This window comes from Mesorhizobium sp. CA16 (genome assembly GCF_020165175.1).
Classification (GTDB): Bacteria; Pseudomonadota; Alphaproteobacteria; order Rhizobiales; family Rhizobiaceae; genus Mesorhizobium.
In genome coordinates this window covers 32,610-52,256 of the sequence record NZ_JAIUHP010000024.1, presented here as the reverse complement: position 1 = coordinate 52,256, position 19,647 = coordinate 32,610, and the positions used below count along the sequence as shown (strand labels likewise).

At 63.2% G+C, this 19,647-nt stretch carries 20 protein-coding genes; 5 read left to right on the top strand and 15 right to left on the bottom strand.

Annotated features, from left to right (window positions below; genetic code table 11):
- Positions 1-939, top strand: coding sequence for a dimethyl sulfoxide reductase anchor subunit family protein (locus LB525_RS25700; protein ID WP_224548762.1), 939 nt, complete (start codon positions 1-3; stop codon positions 937-939).
- Between the two features lie 3 nt (positions 940-942).
- Here LB525_RS25700 and pdeM read toward each other — a convergent pair whose 3' ends face one another.
- The 5 genes from pdeM to LB525_RS25675 all read right to left on the bottom strand — a co-directional run bounded on the left by pdeM (position 943) and on the right by LB525_RS25675 (position 7,162).
- A complete protein-coding gene (gene pdeM / locus LB525_RS25695; RefSeq protein WP_095765921.1) occupies positions 943-1,659 on the bottom strand; it encodes a ligase-associated DNA damage response endonuclease PdeM in 717 nt (238 codons plus the stop codon).
- 17 nt (positions 1,660-1,676) lie between these two features.
- Positions 1,677-4,208, bottom strand: a complete 2,532-nt coding sequence (locus tag LB525_RS25690) for a ligase-associated DNA damage response DEXH box helicase (protein WP_224548786.1) — start codon at positions 4,206-4,208, stop codon at positions 1,677-1,679.
- Positions 4,209-4,480: 272 nt separating this feature from the next.
- Positions 4,481-5,341 (bottom strand): NlpC/P60 family protein, encoded by an 861-nt coding sequence (locus LB525_RS25685; RefSeq protein WP_224548751.1) that lies wholly within the window; start codon positions 5,339-5,341, stop codon positions 4,481-4,483.
- Positions 5,342-5,378: 37 nt separating this feature from the next.
- Complete coding sequence (locus LB525_RS25680; protein WP_040985896.1) at positions 5,379-5,729, bottom strand: MarR family winged helix-turn-helix transcriptional regulator; 351 nt, start codon at positions 5,727-5,729, stop codon at positions 5,379-5,381.
- A gap of 68 nt (positions 5,730-5,797) precedes the next feature.
- Positions 5,798-7,162, bottom strand: a complete 1,365-nt coding sequence (locus LB525_RS25675; RefSeq protein ID WP_224548749.1) for a leucyl aminopeptidase family protein — start codon at positions 7,160-7,162, stop codon at positions 5,798-5,800.
- Between the two features lie 125 nt (positions 7,163-7,287).
- On the opposite strand from LB525_RS25675, the gene LB525_RS25670 reads away from it, so the two are divergent.
- A complete protein-coding gene (locus tag LB525_RS25670; RefSeq protein WP_095765924.1) occupies positions 7,288-8,115 on the top strand; it encodes a tetratricopeptide repeat protein in 828 nt (275 codons plus the stop codon).
- On the opposite strand, the gene LB525_RS25665 is transcribed toward LB525_RS25670, so the two are convergent.
- From LB525_RS25665 to LB525_RS25620, 10 genes are all read right to left on the bottom strand, one after another.
- Positions 8,079-8,246 carry a hypothetical protein gene (locus LB525_RS25665; protein ID WP_224548746.1) on the bottom strand — a complete coding sequence of 56 codons (168 nt, stop codon included), beginning with the start codon at positions 8,244-8,246 and terminating at the stop codon, positions 8,079-8,081. The two genes, LB525_RS25670 and LB525_RS25665, sit on opposite strands and share 37 nt — an antisense overlap.
- A 19-nt stretch (positions 8,247-8,265) precedes the next feature.
- Complete coding sequence (locus LB525_RS25660; RefSeq protein ID WP_224548744.1) at positions 8,266-9,282, bottom strand: type II secretion system F family protein; 1,017 nt, start codon at positions 9,280-9,282, stop codon at positions 8,266-8,268.
- A 13-nt stretch (positions 9,283-9,295) separates the two neighbouring features.
- Positions 9,296-10,309 (bottom strand): type II secretion system F family protein, encoded by a 1,014-nt coding sequence (locus tag LB525_RS25655; RefSeq protein ID WP_095765926.1) that lies wholly within the window; start codon positions 10,307-10,309, stop codon positions 9,296-9,298.
- A gap of 155 nt (positions 10,310-10,464) precedes the next feature.
- Positions 10,465-11,961 (bottom strand): CpaF family protein, encoded by a 1,497-nt coding sequence (locus LB525_RS25650; RefSeq protein ID WP_224548742.1) that lies wholly within the window; start codon positions 11,959-11,961, stop codon positions 10,465-10,467.
- 30 nt (positions 11,962-11,991) lie between these two features.
- On the bottom strand, positions 11,992-13,275 hold the full coding sequence (locus tag LB525_RS25645; RefSeq protein ID WP_176476963.1) for a CpaE family protein: 1,284 nt from the start codon (positions 13,273-13,275) through the stop codon (positions 11,992-11,994).
- Positions 13,276-13,320: 45 nt separating this feature from the next.
- On the bottom strand, positions 13,321-14,052 hold the full coding sequence (locus LB525_RS25640) for a CpaD family pilus assembly protein (protein ID WP_224548740.1): 732 nt from the start codon (positions 14,050-14,052) through the stop codon (positions 13,321-13,323).
- A 14-nt stretch (positions 14,053-14,066) separates the two neighbouring features.
- Complete coding sequence (locus LB525_RS25635) at positions 14,067-15,602, bottom strand: type II and III secretion system protein family protein (protein ID WP_224548738.1); 1,536 nt, start codon at positions 15,600-15,602, stop codon at positions 14,067-14,069.
- Positions 15,599-16,411 (bottom strand): Flp pilus assembly protein CpaB, encoded by an 813-nt coding sequence (gene cpaB, locus LB525_RS25630; protein ID WP_224548736.1) that lies wholly within the window; start codon positions 16,409-16,411, stop codon positions 15,599-15,601. The genes LB525_RS25635 and cpaB overlap by 4 nt, the downstream gene beginning before the upstream one ends.
- A 222-nt stretch (positions 16,412-16,633) precedes the next feature.
- The gene (locus tag LB525_RS25625) at positions 16,634-17,152 is read right to left on the bottom strand and encodes a prepilin peptidase (RefSeq protein WP_224548733.1); all 519 of its coding nucleotides are present in this window, start codon (positions 17,150-17,152) and stop codon (positions 16,634-16,636) included.
- Between the two features lie 158 nt (positions 17,153-17,310).
- Complete coding sequence (locus tag LB525_RS25620; RefSeq protein ID WP_095765933.1) at positions 17,311-17,490, bottom strand: Flp family type IVb pilin; 180 nt, start codon at positions 17,488-17,490, stop codon at positions 17,311-17,313.
- Positions 17,491-17,835: 345 nt separating this feature from the next.
- Between LB525_RS25620 and LB525_RS25615 the strand changes: the two genes are divergently transcribed.
- The 3 genes from LB525_RS25615 to LB525_RS25605 all read left to right on the top strand — a co-directional run bounded on the left by LB525_RS25615 (position 17,836) and on the right by LB525_RS25605 (position 19,647).
- Entirely contained in the window at positions 17,836-18,258 is a 423-nt protein-coding gene (locus LB525_RS25615; protein WP_095765934.1) for a pilus assembly protein N-terminal domain-containing protein, read from the top strand.
- Between the two features lie 170 nt (positions 18,259-18,428).
- Entirely contained in the window at positions 18,429-18,992 is a 564-nt protein-coding gene (locus LB525_RS25610) for a TadE/TadG family type IV pilus assembly protein (protein ID WP_224548784.1), read from the top strand.
- A gap of 37 nt (positions 18,993-19,029) precedes the next feature.
- Positions 19,030-19,647 carry a TadE/TadG family type IV pilus assembly protein gene (locus tag LB525_RS25605; protein WP_095766193.1) on the top strand — a complete coding sequence of 206 codons (618 nt, stop codon included), beginning with the start codon at positions 19,030-19,032 and terminating at the stop codon, positions 19,645-19,647.

Here is a 19,647-nt window from a genome sequence, read left to right as displayed (position 1 = left end):
ATGCATCCCGCTTTCTCGGTCGTCTTCTTCACCACCGCCACCGGGGCAGGCTACGGCCTGCTCGCACTGCTCGGCCTGCTTGGCGGATTTGGCGTGATCCCCGCCGATTTCTGGCTTGGCCTTGCCGGCATGGGGCTGGCGCTCGGTCTTGTTGTTGCAGGCCTGCTCTCCTCGACCGGCCATCTCGGCCGCCCTGAGCGAGCCTGGCGCGCTTTCTCGCAATGGCGCAGCTCGTGGCTGTCGCGCGAAGGCGTGGCGTCGGTCGCAACCTTCATTCCGGCCGCGCTGTTCGGCATAGGCTGGGTGCTTCTCGGGCAGAGCGGCGGATGGGTGGCGGTCGCCGGCCTGCTGGCGGCGGCAGGTGCGGTCATGACAATCTGCACGACAGGCATGATCTATGCTTCGTTGAAGCCGATCGCGCAGTGGCACAGCCGCTATACTTTGCCGGCCTATCTCATCTTCGCGGCGATGACCGGAAGCGTTCTCGCCAACGCCTTGCTCCAGGGGTTCAAGCTGGGTTCAACGGCGATGCCGATCTGGGCTCTGCTTGCCACGCTCGCCGGCTGGGGCTGGAAGCTTGCGACTTGGCGCTACAATGACCGGCTGGAAATCCCGACCACCGCCAACACAGCGACCGGCCTTGCCGGCGGCACGGTGCGTTCCATCGAGTGGCCGCATACCGAAGAGAACTATCTGCTGAAGGAAATGGGATTCCGCATCGCGCGCAAGCACAGCGCCAAGTTGCGGCTGATCACGCAGGCGCTGGCCTTTGCAACGCCGGCAGCCCTGCTGGCGATCGTATACTTCGTGCCATGGCCCTTGGGCGCGATCGCATCCGTGCTTGCCGCCGGCGCGCAGCTCGCCGGCATGCTGGTCGAGCGCTGGCTGTTCTTCGCCGAGGCGAAGCACACGGTCACCCTCTATTACGGCAGGGAGTAAGTTTCAGCCCGGTCTAAGCATCGAGCCGGAGATGGCAAAAATGCGCTCGGCACCCAGCATATAGGCCATCAGCGTTTCCAGCCGGAACAGGCCGGCATAGGCGCGGTCGAGCACGTTGAGCGAGCCGGTATAGGCGCCGAAGGCCGGCATGATCATGCGGCCGCCATCGCCGGCAAAGCAGCGCCGCCTGACCGAGCGCCCGCGCTGAACGATGCGCGCGCACGGATGGAGGTGGCCCGATATCTCGCCCTCCACCCGGACCTTCGACGGCTCGTGACGGAAGAGCAGCGAGCCGATGGCGAGTTCCCGCACGGTCTCGCCCGGCAGGTCGGCTGGCGCATCCGGGTCGTGGTTGCCGGCGACCCAGAACCAGTCGCGGCCGGCCATCATCGCCTCCAGCCGTTCCCTGAAGCTCAGATGCATGCGCTCGGCACCGCCGCCGTCGTGGAAGGAATCGCCCAGGCTGACTACGATCCGCGGCTGGTAGTCGGCGATGACCGCCTGAAGCCGCAGCAAGGTCGCGCCTGTGTCATAGGGCGGGATCAGCGCGCCGCGCCTGGCGAAGGACGAACCTTTTTCGAGATGCAGGTCGGAGACCGCGAGCAGCCGCAGATCGGGGAAATAGAGCACGCCGCGTCGGTCGCAGACCGCGCGCTCGCCGGCGATGCCGACAGGGTCGGCCTCGGCGATCAGCGTTGCGCGCGACAGCGAAAAATTCATCCCCTCTAGGCCTTCTTTCAGTCCGCCATCTCCGGCCCCATGGCCTCTTCGACGAGGGTGGCGGCATCCATCAGCAGCGTCTCGTCCGCCTCGCCATTCACCGGCATCTTGCCGATCTCGAGCATGATCGGCACGGCCAACGGCGATATCTGCTCAAGGTTCTTATGCATGATTCGACCGCGGATGCGCGAGAGCATCTCGGCAAGTCTGCTGACATCGAGCAACCCGGTCGCGGCATCCGTACGGGTGGCCTGCAGCAGAATATGGTCGGGTTCATGGCTGCGCAACACGTCATAGATGAGGTCGGTCGAAACGGTCACCTGGCGGCCGCTTTTTTCCTTGCCGGGGTGGCGCTTTTCGATCAGTCCGGAAATCAGCGCGCAGTTGCGGAACGTGCGCTTCAGCAGCCAGCTGTCGGCGAACCAGGCTTCGAGATCATCGCCCAGCATGTCTTGATCGAACAGCGTGGCCAGCGACGGTTTTCTGTTCTTGAACATCCAGCCCATGTCGGCCAGCGACCAGATGGCCAGCGCGTAATCGGTGGCCACGAAACCGACCGGCTTGGCGCCCGCCCGGTCAAGGCGACGCGTGAGCAGCATGCCGAGTGTCTGATGCGCGAGCCTGCCCTCGAACGGATAGGCTACGAGGTAGTAGCGGTTGCCGCGTGGAAAAGTCTCGATCAACAGGTCGTCGCGTTTCGGCAAAACGGACTTGTCCGCCTGAAATCTTAACCAGTCAGCGACCTGCTCAGGTAGTTTCTTCCAACGTTGCGGGTCATCGAGCATGGCCCGCACCTGCTCGGCGAGATAGGTCGAAAGCGGGAATTTGCCGCCGCCATAATAGGGCACCTTCGCGTCACTGCCCGGTGCGTTCGAGACGAAGCACTCGTTCTCGCGAATGCCTTCGAAGCGCAGGATCTTGCCACCGAACATGAAGGTGTCGCCGTGGGTCAAAGTCTCCAGAAACGCTTCCTCGATCTTTCCTAGCACCCTGCCGCCGCGCGAGGCCGCCCCTCTGCTGCCGGCCTGGACGTAGCGCACATTGAGCGCCGGCACTTCGATGATGGTCCCGACATTCAGCCTGTATTGCTGGGCGACGGCCGGATTTGAAACCCGCCATAAGCCTTCCTTGGTCTGACGGATGCGGGCATAGCGCTCGTAATTTCTCAGCGCGTAGCCGCCGGTGGCGACGAAGTCGATGACCCGATCGAATGTCGGCCTGTCCAGGCTGACGTAAGGCGCGGCCGTCCGTATCTCCTCGAAGAGCACATCGGCATGGAACGGCGCGCCGCAGGCGCAGCCCAGCACGTGTTGAGCCAAGACGTCCAGCCCGCCATTGACCAGCGGCGGCGTGTCCTGGGCGCCGAGATAGTTGGCATCGAGCGCCGCCCGGCATTCCAGCACTTCGAAGCGGTTGGCCGGGATGAGAATCGCCTTTGAGGGCTCGTCCATACGATGGTTGGCACGGCCGATGCGCTGCGCGAGCCGGCTGGCGCCTTTCGGCGCACCGACATGCACGACCAGATCGACATCGCCCCAGTCTATGCCGAGATCCAGCGTCGAGGTTGCGACGATGGCGCGCAACGCGTTCTCGCCCATGGCCTTCTCGACGCGGCGGCGCTGAGCGACGTCAAGCGATCCGTGATGAAGCGCGATCGGCAGCGTGTCTTCGTTGACGCGCCATAGTTCCTGGAACAGCAGCTCGGCCTGGCTGCGCGTGTTGACGAACAGCAGCGTGGTCTTGTGCCGCTTGATCTCCCGGTAGATCTCAGGCGTGGCGTAGCGGGCGGAGTGACCAGCCCAGGGCACCCGCTCTTCCGAGTCGAGGATCGATATCTCGGGCTTCGCGCCGCCGGTGACGACGATGAGCTCGGACATGGCGCCTGGAGAAGCCTGGCTTACCAGCCAGCGCCGCAACTCGTCCGGCTCGGCCACCGTGGCCGACAGGCCTATGGTTTGCAACCCGGGCACAAAGGCGCGCAAGCGCGCAAGGCCGAGCGCCAGCAGATGGCCGCGCTTCGAGGTGACAAGCGAATGCAATTCGTCGAGCACGACATAGCGCAGGTCCTCGAAGAAGCGCTTTGCGTCGTTCGAAGCGATCAGCAAGGCGAGTTGCTCGGGCGTGGTGAGCAGGATGTCGGGCGGCGCCAGCTTTTGCCGCTGGCGCTTGTGCGAAGGCGTGTCGCCGGTGCGCGTCTCGATGGTGACAGGCAGGCCGATCTCCTCGACCGGCTTGCCGAGATTGCGCTCGATGTCGACGGCCAGCGCTTTCAGCGGCGAAATGTAGAGTGTGTGGATGCCGCGGCGGGCTCCGCCCGGCTTTCGCTTGGAACGGCTGGCCAGCTCGGTCAGCGACGGCAGGAAGCCGGCCAGCGTCTTGCCGGCGCCGGTCGGCGCGATCAGCAGCACCGACTGGCCGCTCTGAGCCTTCGACAGCAGCTCGAGCTGATGGACGCGCGGCGACCAGCCCTTTTCGCCGAACCATCTGACGAATGGCTCAGGCAGCAGGACGGCGGCATTCTGCTCGGCAAGGCGCGGCTGCTCGGTCACGCGCAAGAGGTAGCGCGGCAGCAAGCAATCGCCAAGGAAAATCGGAACAAAAGGGGATCAGCGCTATTCTTCCTTCCCCCCTTGTGGGGGAAGGTGGATTGCCGCGTAGCGGCAAGACGGATGAGGGGTGCTGGAAGAAGCGAGACCTGACTAGATAAAGGTGCTAAAGACGCTTAGCTCTTCAACGTAGCGATCCGTCCAGCACCCCTCATCCGTCTCGGCGCTGCGCGCCGATCCACCTTCTCCCACAAGGGGAGAAGGGGAGGCTGGCGCTACGGCCTCCGAAACCCAGTCGGACCGCCATAAAGATAGCCGATGCGGTCGACAGCCTCTTTAAGGCCCTCGCGCGAGACCAGCATGGTGTGGCCGTTGGCGTGGATCATGCCTCTTTCGTCGGTCATGATCGCGACATGGCCTTTCCAGAAGACGAGATCGCCGCGCCGGAGACCCGAATAGTCCGGACCCGGCTCGAACGGCGTGCCGATCGACGCCGCCTGCATATCGGAGTCGCGCAGGACATCCTTGCCCGTCATGCGCATCGCCAACTGCACGAGGCCGGAGCAATCGATGCCGAAGCCGGAGGCACCGCCCCAGAGATAAGGCGTGCCGAGGAAGCTTTCGGCGACCGTGACGTAATCCTCGGCCAGCTCGGCGATCGGCCGCAAATGGCGGGCGACGATCGCCTGGCCGGAGGGCAGCAGCGCATAATGCGTGCCGCGCGTTTCGGCCGAGCCGGTCACCGTCACGGTCGACCCCATCGACAGCTGCCCGCTGATCGGGAACCGCAAATCGGGGCCCGGATAGAGGAAGGTGCGCGGCACGGAGACGACATGCGTGGGCGCATGTTCGCGTGCCCCAATCAGATTGTCGGCCACATAGCCGACATAACCGTCGCGCTCGGCCTGCACCCAGGCCCAGCCTTCCGCGTCCTCGAAAACGAGCACGTCGTCGCCGAACAGCGCCTGCGTGTTGACGCCCGCGTCGGAGCGCGGCGCCTTGCGCAGATCGGCGACCGACGCCGCAATCCGCGCCGGGCGGCCGGTGACGAAGCGGTCGGCGGCGACCTCGCCCTTCAGCCTCGCATCGGCAAGGTCGGAGCGGAAGGCATGAAGGCGGGCATCCCTGGCGGTCAAATCGATAATCCAGTCATATCAGATAGGGGCAATGAGGTCAGATGGGCAGCTCGTGCGCCCTGGCGACGATACCATCGCCGAAGCGCTCGACAAAGAGCGCGCCTTCCACCGTGCGCCGGATCAGCACGTTGCGCTTGTCGAGCTCGTCGCGGTGGCGCGAGACCAGCTTCAGCGCGCCCATCGTGTCCAGCGCCCGGGTGATGACCGGCTTGGTGACGTTGAGCTTGGCGGCCAGCCCGCGCACCGTATGGGGCGGCGGATCGAGATAGATGGTGAACAGGATAGCCGTCTGGCGCATGGTGAGATCGGGCTCGCCGTCGCGCACCTGGGCCAGCATCACCTGCTGCCACAGTCGCAAGGCCTGGCTCGGGCGCATCGAGATCGACATCGCCCAAGCATGCCGACAAATTGTTTCGGTTCCGTTTCAGTGACGATCTGCCACCTTGGTCTTCCGGCCTAGGCAAATCGCTGCGTAATTATCCGCTCCAGCGCGCGAATGCCTTGCGCTTCGCCGCCGGTCAGGCCGTAGGGTCGGTCGGCCGGGTTCCAGGCGAAGATGTCGAAATGCGCCCAGCTGTGAGTCTTCTCGACAAAGCGCTTGAGGAAAAGCGCGGCGGTGATCGATCCGGCAAAGCCGTCCGTCGTCACATTGTTGATGTCGGCGATCTTCGAGGAAAGCTTTGCATCGTAGGGGCGCCACAAAGGCATGCGCCACAGTGGATCCTCGACCGCGACCGACGCCGCGGCCAGGTCGGCGGCAAGCGTCTCGTCGTTGGTGTAGAAAGGCGGCAGATCGGGCCCCAGCGCGACGCGGGCGGCTCCGGTCAGCGTCGCCATGTCGACCAGCAAAGCTGGCTGCTCCTCGTCGGCCAGCGCCAGCGCGTCGGCCAGGATCAGCCTGCCTTCGGCGTCCGTGTTGCCGATTTCGACCGTGATGCCCTTGCGGCTCCTGAGCACGTCGCCGGGCCGGAAGGCATTGCCGGCGATCGAATTCTCGACGGCGGGGATCAGCACGCGCAGCCGGACATTCAGTCTCGCCGCCATGATCATGGCGGCGAGGCCCAGCACGTTGGCGGCGCCGCCCATGTCCTTCTTCATCAAAAGCATGCCCGACGACGGCTTGATGTCGAGGCCGCCGGTGTCGAAGCAGACGCCCTTGCCGACCAGCGTCACCTTCGGCGCGTCGCCCGGTCCCCAGCTCAGGTCGATCAGCCGCGGCGCGCCGGTGGAGGCCCGACCCACGGCGTGGATCATCGGGAAATTCCGCATCAGGAGATCGTCGCCATGGATCACCGAGATATCGGCGCCGTGGGCGGTCGCCAGTTTTCGGGCGGCTTCTTCCAGTTCGACCGGACCGAGGTCGCTGGTTGGCGTGTTGACGAGGTCGCGTGTCAGGAACACGCTGTCGGCGATACGGCGGACATGCGCCGCGTCGCCGCCCTCCGGCAGCGCGAAGCGCACAGCCTTGCCGGGCTTCTTGCCGTAGCGAGTAAAGACATAGCCGCCGAGGACAAGCGCGAGCGCCGCGAGATCGGGTTGCGCCGGGCGCGACGCGAAATGCCAGTCGCCCTCCGGCAACGCCCTTGCGAGCGCGCCGAGGGCAAGAACGCTCTCGCCATCGCCTGTGCCGAACAACGCGCCGGCAAGGCCGCCACCCTCGCCCGGCAAGACCAGCGTGCGCCCTGCTTCGCCGGAAAAACCGTTGGCCCTTGCCCAAGCGATGGCGGAGGGCGGCAGTGCCGCGGCTTCAAGGGCGTCCTTCGCCACCAGATAGACAGGCAAGGCGGCTTCCGGCTTCTGCTCAACGAGTTCGACAGGCATGCGATGATCTCCGGCCGAACAGTTCGAGTCGGCGCTTCTTAACGGTCCGTTAGGGTTAACAGAATATTTCTGCCGGAGGGAAGACGGCCAGCCAATGGCCGCACAGGAATGGAGACCGGGCGCCGATGCCGACCGAAGCGTTGAACCTTACAGCCAAGCGTCTGATCACCACGGCTTTCATAGCGGCGCTGGCGGCCAGCGTGGCGGGTTGCGGCAGCACCAGCAAGTTCACCACGGGCTCCATCTCCCGCTCCGACAGCAGGCCGCTGGAAACGATGTCGTCCGGCGAATTGCGTACCGCCACGTCCAGGCTCGGCCAGTCCTATGCCCGCAATCCGGGCGACAAGCGCATCGCGATGAACTTCGCGGCGGCACTGCAGATGGACGGCGATGCCGACCAGTCGCTGGCGGTGATGCGCAAGCTGGCGATCGCCTATCCCAAGGATCGCGAGGTGCTTGCGGCCTATGGCAAGGCGCTCGCCGCCAACGGCCAGTTCGAACCGGCCCTCGATGCCGTGCGGCGCGCACAGACCCCCGAATATCCGGACTGGAAGCTGGTGTCGGCGGAAGCCGCCATTCTCGACCAGATGGGACAGAAAGACGAAGCGCGGCAAGACTATCGTAAGGCGCTGGAACTGAAGCCGAACGAGCCTTCGGTGCTGTCCAATCTCGGCATGTCCTATGTGCTTGAAGGCGACCTGCGCACGGCAGAAACCTATATGCGCTCGGCCGCGCAGCAGCCCGGCGCCGACAGCAGGGTGCGGCAGAACCTCGCGCTGGTCGTCGGCCTGCAGGGCCGCTTCGACGAAGCCGAAAAGATCGCCTCGCAGGAACTGTCGCCCGAACAGGCGCAGGCCAACGTCGCCTACCTGCGCCAGATGCTTGCCCAGCAGAACGCCTGGAGCCAATTGAAGGATCAGGACAAGAACAAGGCGAAGGTCGCCACGAACTGACCGCGGACGGCATTGCCAAATCGACCACCGTTGAAATCAAAAAAGCCGCGCGGATCCCGCGCGGCTTTTTGATTTGAAGCGAACGGCCCTATCTCTTTGTTTTTACGCAATCCGGACGGAAAACCGCTCAACACTTTTCCTGGAATTGCTTTACTGGCTCGAGGAGCTGTGCTGGTCGCCGAAGATGCCGCGCTGGCTGACCTGGATGCCGGCCGGTCCCAGAATGATGGCGAACAGAACCGGCAGGAAGAACAGGATCATCGGCACGGTAAGCTTCGGCGGAAGTGCCGCGGCCTTCTTCTCGGCGGCGTTCATGCGCATGTCGCGGCTTTCCGAGGCGAGCACGCGTAGCGCGTGCGCCACCGGCGTGCCGTAGCGTTCGGCCTGGACCAGGGCCTGGGACACCGACTTCACCGATTCCAGGCCGGTGCGGCTTGCCAGGTTCTCATAGGCGTTCTTGCGGTCCTGCAGATAGGACAGCTCCGCATTGGTGAGCACGAATTCCTCGGCAAGCGCAACCGACTGCGTGCCGATCTCGTCGGCAACCCTGCGCAGGGCCGCTTCCACCGACATGCCGGATTCCACGCAGATCAGCATCAGGTCGAGCGCGTCCGGCCACGCCAGCTGGATCGACTGCTTGCGCTTGGTCGCGCGGTTGTTGACATAGAGGATCGGCGCGTAGAAGCCGCCATAGGCGACAACGACACAGACGAACAGCTTGATGAAGGCCGGCTGCTGCGGCAGGCCGCCGAGCAAGAACAGATAGATGGCCGCCAAGGCAAAACCGACGAATGGCAGGACCAAGCGGAAAAAGAGGAAGCGCGTCAGCGGGTTCTGGCCGCGGAAGCCCGCGACCTTGAGCTTCTGGATCGTGCTTTCGTCGGCAAGCGCGCGCCTGAGGTCCAGGCGGTCGACGATGTTGCGCATGCCGATGGACTGTTCCTCGCGCAGGCCCTTGCGGCGGCGGTCGGCCTCGTTGGCCAGCCGCGCACGCTGCTCGGCGCGCATTTTGTCGCGTTCGAGCGCCACGCTTTTCATGCGCGACTTGAGCGACGTGCCGCCGAACGCCGGCATGAGCGTGAAGACGGTCGCGAACACGGCGATGCCGACCAGCATCGCGATCAGGAAAGAAGGGTCGGTGAGTGTTTTGACGACCTGCTCTGTCACCGGATCCGCACCCCTACACTTCGAAGTTCATCATCTTGCGCATCACCAGGATGCCGATCGACATCCACACACCCGAGCAGCCGAGGATCAGGTTGCCGACGTTGGTGGTGAACAGCGGCATGATGTAATTCGGGCTCGACAGATAGACGAGGAAGGCGACGACGAAGGGCAAGGCGCCGATGATGACGGCCGATGCCTTGGCTTCCATCGACAGCGCCTGGACCTTGGCCTTCATCTTCTTGCGGTCGCGCAGGACGCGCGAAAGGTTGCCCAGCGCCTCGGACAGGTTGCCGCCGGCCTGCGACTGAATCTGGATGACGATGCCGAAGAAGCCGGCTTCGCTGCACGGCATCGTCTCGGGCATGCGCATGGCGGCGTCGGGCACCGACATGCCCATCTGCTGGGAATCGACGATGCGGCGGAACTCGGACCGGACCGGTTCGGGCGATTCGTTCGCGATCAGGCGGATCGCATCGTTGAGCGGCAGGCCGGACTTGACCGCGCGCACGATGATGTCGAGCGCGTTCGGAAATTCTTCCAGGAAAGCCTTGGTGCGACGTGTGCGGCGAAACGACACGAACCAGCGCGGCAGGCCGAGGCCGCCCACCAGCAGGGCCCCGGGCAGCGCCCATAGAGGCGCGCCGAGGAAAAAGAGAACGGCCGTCAGGATGATCCCGCAGACAGCGGAATAGATATAGAAACGCTCGATCGGAACCTGCATGCCGGCTTGGCGGATCTGAACCTTCAGCGGCGGTTTCTTGACGTTGCGATCATTGGCCTTCTGCTTCTCGTCGAGCTGCTTCAGCGTGTCCTGAACATTTTTTCGCCGCTTGACCGCCTCCGCGGCGCGGTCGCGCGTCGCTTTCACCACCGACCGGTCCGTCTCGGCTGTCTTGATGGTCTGAAGCCGCTTGCCAGCCTGCTTCTCGTTGTCGATGCGCGTGAACAGGAAAGCATAGGCCACAGCGCCGGCGCTGAAGCCGGCAAGCACGATGAAAGCCAGTACGGTGGTGTCAATTCCGAACATCGACCGGGGTCCCTAGGGCATTTCGCCGTTCCAAGGAAACGGCGAACCGTCCTGTCTCTTTGCCTTGACGCAATTGCGGACGGAAAGTTACGGCGAAGTCGCCGAACCCGACCGCACCACACTTTTCCTGGAATTGCTTCCAACCTCCAGATGCATCAGTCAGCGCGTTTCTCCATCGCCTCGAGCGCATTGGCGAGGCGCTGCTCCTCGCCATAGTAGCGGGCGCGGTCCCAGAAATGCGGGCGGCCGATGCCTGTCGACACATGCTCGCCGACCAGCCGGCCGCCGGCGTCTTCACCCTTGATGTTGTAGAGCACAAGATCCTGGGTGATGATGACATCGCCTTCCATGCCGACCACCTCGGTGATGTGGGTGATGCGGCGTGAGCCATCGCGCAGGCGAGCCGCCTGGATGATCACGTCGATCGAGCCGACGACGATCTCACGCACCGTCCGCTGCGGCAGGGAATAGCCGCCCATGGCAATCATCGATTCGATACGATTGAGGCATTCGCGCGGGCTGTTCGAGTGGATCGTCCCCATCGAGCCGTCGTGACCGGTATTCATCGCCTGCAGCAGGTCGAACACCTCCGGTCCGCGCACTTCGCCGACGATGATCCGCTCCGGCCGCATGCGCAGGCAGTTCTTGACCAGGTCGCGCATGGTCACCTCGCCTTCGCCCTCCAGATTGGGCGGCCGGGTTTCGAGACGGACCACATGCGGCTGCTGCAGCTGTAGTTCCGCCGAATCCTCGCAGGTGATGACGCGCTCCTCGCGGTCGATATAGTTGGTCAGACAGTTGAGCAGCGTCGTCTTGCCGGAGCCCGTGCCGCCCGAGATGACGACGTTGCAGCGGACGCGGCCTATGATCTTGAGGATTTCCGCGCCTTGCGGCGAGATGGCGCCGAACTTGACCAGCTGGTCCAGCGTCAGCTTGTCCTTCTTGAACTTGCGGATGGTGAGCGCGGTGCCGTCGATCGACAGCGGCGGCGCGATGACGTTGACGCGCGAGCCGTCGGGCAGGCGCGCGTCGCAGATCGGGCTCGATTCGTCGACGCGGCGGCCGACCTGGCTGACGATGCGCTGGCAGATGTTGAGCAGCTGCTGGTTGTCGCGGAAACGGACGCCGGTCTGTTCGACCTTGCCATTGACTTCGATGTAGACGTTCTTGGAGCCGTTGACCATGATGTCGGCTATGTCGTCGCGGGCAAGCAACGGCTCCAGCGGTCCATAGCCCAGAACGTCGTTGCAGATGTCCTCGAGCAGCTCTTCCTGCTCGGAAATCGACATCGCGAAGTTCTTGATCGCGATGATGTCGTTTACGATGTCGCGGATTTCTTCGCGCGCGCTTTCGGGATCGAGCTTGGCGAGCTGCGACAGGTCGATCGTGTCGATGAGTGCCGAAAACACCTGGCTTTTGGTGTCGTAATAGGTCTCGGAGCGCTCGCGCGGGACCCTTCTTGGCGGCTCCGGCGCCATAGGCGGCGCCTCGACGGGCCGGCGCGCCGGCGGCGTGGCCGGCGTGCCGGACGCCGGCGCGACCGGTCGTTCGGCCGTCATCGTCCCGGTTGGAGCGGCGGCGGGAGCGGATGCCGGCGGACGGAATTCGGGCGTTGCCCGGCCGCCGTCGTCTTTGCCTCTTTTACCAAACATGATCGACTACCCGATGCCGCTCAATCAGCGTCACTTCTTGTTGCGCGAGAGCTTGCCGAGGATCGAGCCCAGGCCTGCTTTCTTCCTTGTCTTGATTTCGCTGCGTCCGGTCAGCACATGCGCTATTTCATTGATGGTGGTCACGACCGGGCTCTTGGCGTCCATCTCGGAGAGCATGCGGCCGTTGTTGGCGGCATTGCCGAACAGCAGCGGTTCGAAGTTGATCACCGCCATCGGCGTGATGCCGAGCGGTTCGGCGAAATCGGACGCCGCGATCTCGGGCCGTTTCGGCACGCCCGCCTGGTTGATGATCAGCTTCGGCGGCGGATCGTTCGGACGCAGCCGCTTCAGCATGTCCACCATGTTCTTGGTGTTGCGAAGATTTGCGAGCTCTGGCGTGGCCGTGATGACGATCTCGTCCGCCTTGATCAGCGTGCTCTTGGTCCACCCGCTCCAGACGTGCGGGACATCGAGGACCAGCAGAGGCGCGCTGCGCTGCGCTGTCTCTATGATCTGCGCGAAGGCCTCGGACTCGAAATCGTAGACGCGCTCAAGCGTGGAGGGAGCTGCGAGCAACGACAGATGCTCGGCGCATTGCGCAAGCAGACGGTCGAGATAGACCTCGTCGACCCGCTCTGGTGAAAACACCGCCTCGGCGATGCCTTGCGCCGGATCCTGATCGAAATTGATGTTGGCGGTGCCGAAGGCGAGATCGAGATCGGCGATGACGACCTCGGACTTGAACAGGGAAGACATCGCCCAAGCGACATTGTGAGCGATGGTCGAGGAGCCGACGCCGCCCTTGGCGCCGATGAACGCGATCGAGCGGCCGATCGGCTCCGAATCCGGATCGACGAAGATCGACGACACGACACTGACGATGTCTGTCATCGAGACCGGCGCGATGACATATTCGGAAATGCCCGAACGGATCAGCTCGCGGTAGAGCCCGACATCGTTGTAGTGGCCGATAACCACCACCTTGGAGGACGGATCACAATATTCCGAGAGGTGGCCGAGCTGTTCGAGCAGCTGCTGCGGTTCGCTGCGCGATTCCAGCAGGATCAGGTTCGGTGTCGGCGCGGACTGGTAGAACTCGATCGCGGTCGGGATGCCGCCCATATGAACCTTGAGATGGGCCTTGGCCATCCGGCGATCCTCGCCGGCGCGCTCGACGGGGTTCGCGACCCCCTCGGTCTCGCAGAAGGCCTGGATTGAAATGCGCGGCACGGGGCGCAGCGCCTGCATGGCGGCGATGTCCTGCTGCGAAAGGTCGCCGGTTTCCGCGGGCGTGTCGTAGGCAAGATTGCTCATCGTCATGCTCTTTCCGTGACTGCTTTCTTCGTCGTCCGGCGCAGCTCAGTAAGTTACTTCCGAATTGGCGAGGAACTCGTCCGAGATGCCCCTGCTCCGATAGATATCGATCACCGCGCCGCGATTTTCGGCGTCGATGTCGGACTGTTTGCGCGGCCCGATCAGATCGTTGGGATTGGCGATTTGAGCCGCGAGGTTGTTCTGATAGGAGCAGCCGAAGTCGGCGTAGTGTTTGTTCTGCGACGTCTCCAGGATGTCCTCGGGCCAACGCCCGCATTTGTCGGTCTGGGCCCTCACCGCGACGAAGGCGACGCGCACCGGCGCTGACGCCTCCGGCACCGCCGACTGATAGGATGTCATGACGATACGGTTGCGCTTGACGCCTGCTGCCATGGCGAGCCTGGCAAAATCGCGACCGGCGGCACGGGCGGCAAGCTCATTGGCGGACCCGGCCGGCATCGCGATCGTCAGCGCCGGCGCGGCGCTCTTGTCGTAGCGATCGAGAAAACCGAGCAGCGTATCGCGCTGCGCAGCGGTCATGCCGCGATCACCGGCGCCGACCGGCAGGTCGATCTTCTGGTTCTTCTCGGCAATGACGATCGGATGGGTCGTGCGGTAGTCGTCCGGGATCGACCCGACGGTTACGCTGTCGCGGTTGGCGCAACCTGCGAGCGACGCGGCAAGCATGACCGCCAATGCCGGGACCACCTGCCGACCGATCCTTGCGATACCGGATGCTGTCCGGACCGTCATGACCTTCGATGCTGACTTGGACATATCCGCATTCCCACTCATTTGTAGATGAAGCCCACGACACCGTGGTAGCGGCCGGCCGGCCTGTCGGTCTGCATGGTGCCGTAGACGCGGTTGACGCGGCCGAGAAACATGCCGGCGCCGTCGCTTGCCGCATTGAAGTTGTCGTCCGGCTTGGCCAGATCGTTGCGCGCCACCGGCCGCGTCAGATAGGGTGTGATGATGATGATGAGCTCGCTCTCGTTGCGCACAAAATCGCGGCTGCGGAACAGCGTGCCGAGGACGGGGATCTTGCCCAAGCCAGGGAACTGGCTGATAGCCTGGCGAACATCGTCGCGGACAAGACCTGCGATCATCATCGAGCCGCCCGAAGGGAGCTCGACGGTGGTGTCGGCGAGACGCTTGCGAATAGAGAGAATGTTCGCGGCGGGAACGTTCTTTGAGCCGGTCGAAAATGCGGCGGAGCCTTCGGTCGTCGGCTCGGAAACCGCCGTCCGGACCTTCAGGCTGATGCGACCGGCGGACAGGACGACCGGTTGAAATTCCAGTCCGATGCCGTAATCGACCTTGTCGAGCTGGTACGTCAGCTTCGCAGGAATGCCTTTGGTGATGTCAGGATCGGTAATGGCCTGGCTGGAGACAATATTGTACTCGCCACCAACCTTGAATGTGGCTTTCTCGCCTGAAACTGCCGTCAAAGTCGGCTCGGCTAGCGTCTTCATCACCCCCGACTGTTCCATGGCGTTGACATAGGCCTGCAGCGAGGACGAGCCGATATTAAATCCCGAATTGCTGAGGGGCTTGCCGAGCCCCATCGGGTTGTCGCCTGTCGACATCCAGCTGATGCCGTTGCTCTCGCCGCTGCCAAACATGTTGACGCCGAGCTGCTTCATCACCGAGCGGCTGACTTCGGCGACGGTCACCTTGAGCGTCACCTGGTCGTCGCCGATGATCTGCAAGAGGTTGACGATCTTGGAGGTCCGGCGCTCCTGGTCGGGATTGTTGATGTCGACGCCGCCATTGACCGAGCCGCCGGCGGCGGTCTGCGAATATTGGCCCGTCGTCGCTTCACCGCCGGACACGAAGATGGTGGCCAGGTCGACGGCACGCTTGGAATCGAGCGGCGTGTCGACCGTGCCCGTCAGCACGACGTTGTCATTGAGAAGCTCGACCTTGATCTGCGAGGACGGGATGAAGCGCTTGAGATAGTCTTCCAGCCCTGCGACGTCGCGCTCGACGGCCAGATCAAGGCTGACGATCTGCTCGCCATTGGGGCCGAAGACGAAGATGTTGGTCTCGCCGACCGTCTTGCCGAACAGGTAGATGCGCCGCGCGGTGCGCGTCACGGCATCTGCAACCGCCGGATTGGCGACGAGGATATCATAGGCGTCGCTCGGCAAGTCAATGACAACGGATTTGTTGAGGCCGAGCTTGACGCGCTGCGTGGCAACGGAAGCCGACACGCCGGCTCCCGCGGCTTTGGCTTCGACCAGCCCCGGGGCGCCGGTGCCGAGCACGAAAAAAGCGATCGCCGCGGCGGCCAGGAAGGGCAGCAGTTTACCGTTCAGCCTCATTTCCTTGCTCCCACCTCGGAAACCTCGCCGGACTTGATCAGCCGCACTGTTCCGCGTCGACCGTTGCCGTTGACCAGATAGTCGGCTTCGTCCGTCGTCTTTTCATGGATGTCGGTGATCGGGCGCAGCGCCAGCGTCAGGCGGTCGGCCATCTGCTGCGCCACTGTGATGATTTCCGCCTGCTGCGGCGTCAGCTCCAGCGTCGCGGTCTGGCCGACCCTGGTCTTCTTGCCTTCCTCGTCTTCCTGGATGGTCTGGTCGATGGCCAGCACGCGGATGTTCTTGAGAATCGTCTCGGTGTTGAAGCCGCTGCCGCCGTTGCCGGTATCGGCGCGGCGGGTCATGATGACGTCGACGAAGTCGTTGGGCAGGATGAACCCGCCGGCGGACGTGTCGGCCGATATCGCGGTGGCGACGGCGCGCATGCCGGAAGGCAGGATCGACGACATGAAGCTCTGCCCCTCGCCGACCAGCTTGGAGCGCCGCAACGGCTCGCCGGCATACATGGCTACGCGGGCGACCGAGCCCTTGAGCTTTTCGATCGCGTCAGGCTCGGCGGCGTGCGTGATGAAATTGGCGTTGACGCCATCGGCCGGCCATTCTTCCCAGCTGATGTTGTTGCCGAGCTGGCTGCCCATCGACACGTCACCGGAAAGCACCAGCACATCCTGCAAAGCGATCGCCGGCTGCTTGGGCGCATCGACAATGACCTGAGGCGGCGGCGCTACGACCATGTTCTTCGCCACGTAGCCCGCGCCACCCGCCGCGACCGCAGCCACGCCCAGAATAATCAATCGGGATGCTGGCATTCGTCCGAAACCCTTCGCCTCGTGGCAAACCACCTCGCCAGGCCGGACTTTGCAGCTGCAATCGTCAAAACAAGGTTAATGTAATGCTTACGATCGTGATTAATTTAAGGTTTACTCAAATTGGATTGAACGGTGCGCTGTTAACAGAAAAAGCGGCCGGCGCCGCCTTCCGATCCGATAAAAGGCGGCCGCCTGGGATCGCCCACGCCGAGATCGCGGGGCCTATGTCGTGAGCCTCTCCAGCGCCCAGACCATCAGCGGCGAATCCGGGAAAGTGATCAGTCCGCCGGCGCCAAGCGCGATGCCATATGGGATGCCAACATTCTCGTCCGCGAAATGGCGCAGAAATCGGCTGTGACCGGTGTACGTGACGAGCGGCGATTTCCGGTAGGCAAGGATAGCGAGGGTAAGCAGGCCGCCGATGAAAGCCGACGTCACCAGATAGCCGACCAGGTTGATGTTGAGGCCCATCCACAGAGCGGTCGCGGCCAGAAGCTTGGCGTCGCCGCCGCCCATGCCGCCGAGCGCAAAAAGGCCGAAGGTCGTGGCAAGCACAAGGGCGCCGGCGGCGAAATGCCAGCCATAGGTTGCCCAGTCCATACCGGCGAGCGGCGCAACAAGCGCGAATGTCGCCACCAACAGCACGGGAACGCGGTTGGCGATCGTCATCGACAGCGCGTCCGAGATCGCAGCAAACAGCATGCAGAAAGGAAAAACGACGAAGATCACGGCTTCAAGCATGGATGCGGCCTGCCTGTGGCATGTTTCAGCGTCATCCTAGGCGCGCTGGATTAACGATCGATGAGGCCGGACGATCAAATCGGCCGACTGCATAAAAAAGGGCCGCCAGCCGGCGGCCCTTTTTCTTTCTGTCGAAAAAAGCGCGATACGCAGCCTTATTACGGAGCAGTGGCGCCGTTGAGGGTGGCGGCGATGTTGGCGAACTTGGCGTTCAGCGCGCCGCCGAGCTGGGTAGCACCAACCATGATGGCAAGCGCGATGAGAGCGGCGATCAGACCGTATTCGATGGCGGTCGCGCCGGATTCGTCCTTCACGAAACGTGCGATGAGATTAGACATTCGAGAGCTCCTACTCCACGTGTTACAGCACTACCGTCAACTTCTCTTCCGGGTTGATCGGATGGCGCAAATCTAGGGAGAAGCCGTTTCGATCGGCTTAATAAACAGCCTTACCGATTCCTTTCCGGTGGCGAACGCACTGCGTGGTTAACCGTGGCCTAAACATCGCCAGAGGTCCGAGTTCCCGAGAAACCGGCGCTTGTGCAATATTCCTAAAACAGTAAGCGCCATGGACGCATGGCGCATCGTGCAGGCGATCCTTAATCATGGCGGGCCCGGTTTAACCGTTACTTCACCAATCTCGTTCATGTTCCGTTGAAGAATCTGCCTGCCGGGAGCGCTTCAATGACCTTGTCGAGATCGCTGTTTCCAGTCGCCGCGCTGCTGGCAACTGCTGCCTTGGTCATGCCGGCCAGCGCCGGCGCGGGTATAGAAGTCACCATGAACCAGGCCAAGATCGTCAAATTGTCACGCGGGGCCGATACGGTCGTCATCGGCAATCCGGCAATCGCCGACGCCTCCGTGCAGGACGCCTCGACCATCGTTCTCACCGGCAAGGGCTTCGGTGTCACCAATCTGGTCGTGCTCGATTCGGAAGGCAGCCCGATCATCGACGAACAGGTGACCGTCGTGCGACAAGCCGCCTCCTCGGTGCGCATCTACCGACGCGCCGAAGTCCAGACCATGTCCTGCACGCCCTATTGCGAGAGCGCATTCAAGAGCGAGGCCGAGAAAACTTCCGAAGCCGAAATGAGCGCCGGGCACTGAGCCCTGAGAGGGCGAACCTACGGGCATTAAAGACGGCTTAAAGCTTGCCCGACGAATTTAACGATCATCAAAACCGGAACTCAATGGGTTATCGCTAACCCTGCCGCCGGTACCGCAAAGGGGATCGGCAGGAACGCAATATGAGCAAGGATGCCACACCCGGCAACGGCATGGACAACAGGGCGCGCGCCAGATCGCGCCCCGGCTTCTTCAGCGACAGGCGCGGCAGCACGGCGATGGAATTCGCGATGCTGGCCATCCCGTTCGCGCTTCTCGTCTTCGCCATCCTCGAGAGCTGCATTTCTTTCGCCGGCCAGGAGGTGATGGCCAACGTCACCGACGACGTGGCCCGCCAGCTGCGGACTGGGCAGTTGCAGAAGTCGAACGTCACCGAAGCCTCCATCAAGCAGCTGATCTGCAGCAGGCTTGAGATCATGGTGGCCAAGGACTGCCCGGGATTGCTGGTCGATCTGCGCGAATATCCGAGTTTCGCCGACGCCGCCACGGCAGGCTTCAAGATCGTGGATGGAGATATCGTGCTTACACAGGGGACGAACTCGACGACCCCAACCGTCTCGCCCGGATTGGCAGAGTCCATCAACATGCTGCGGGTGTTCTACAAATGGCCGGTGATGACCGATTTCCTAGCCCAGTCGATGGCAAATCTGAAGGACAAGAAAACGCTGCATTTCGCATCGGTGACCTGGCAGAACGAACCGTTCGACGACAATTGAGACTGCTCGACGGCTAAGCCGCGGCGTGGAGGACGATATGCATAGTGCGGGGGCACTCCGGGGCATTTCGGCGAAGGTGAAGCGGTTTTGCCGCGATCGCCGCGGCATCGCGGCGATCGAGTTCGCGTTCATCGTGCCGGTGCTCCTGATCATGTATTTCATCACGATGGAGGCCTCGCAGGCCATCGAGACCGGCAAGAAGGTCAGCCGCATCGGCAGCATGGTTGCGGACCTCGTCACGCAGCAGCAGGCCGTCGTGAAGGCTAACCTCGATGCAATGATGAAGATCGGCATATCGACCCTTCGGCCCTACAATCGCTCAAGTCCAACGATCATCATCACCGGCATACAGATATCCGACGAGGCGTCGCCGACAGTGAAGGTGGCGTGGTCGCGCAAGCTGGTGGGCAACACCTACAGCGTCGATGCCAGTCCCGGCGACACCACGACCGTCCCTTCGACGCTGAAAATCCGCAACACTTTCCTGGTCCGCGTGGAAAGCGACCTCGGCTATGTGCCCGTCATCGCCTGGAGCGAGAACAACAACCAGCAGAAGGCGCTTGGACTGTTGTCGACCTTCAGCCACATAAATATGAGCGAGACTTATTATCTCCGGCCTCGCCGGAGCCCAACGATCCCCTGCAGCGACTGCTGA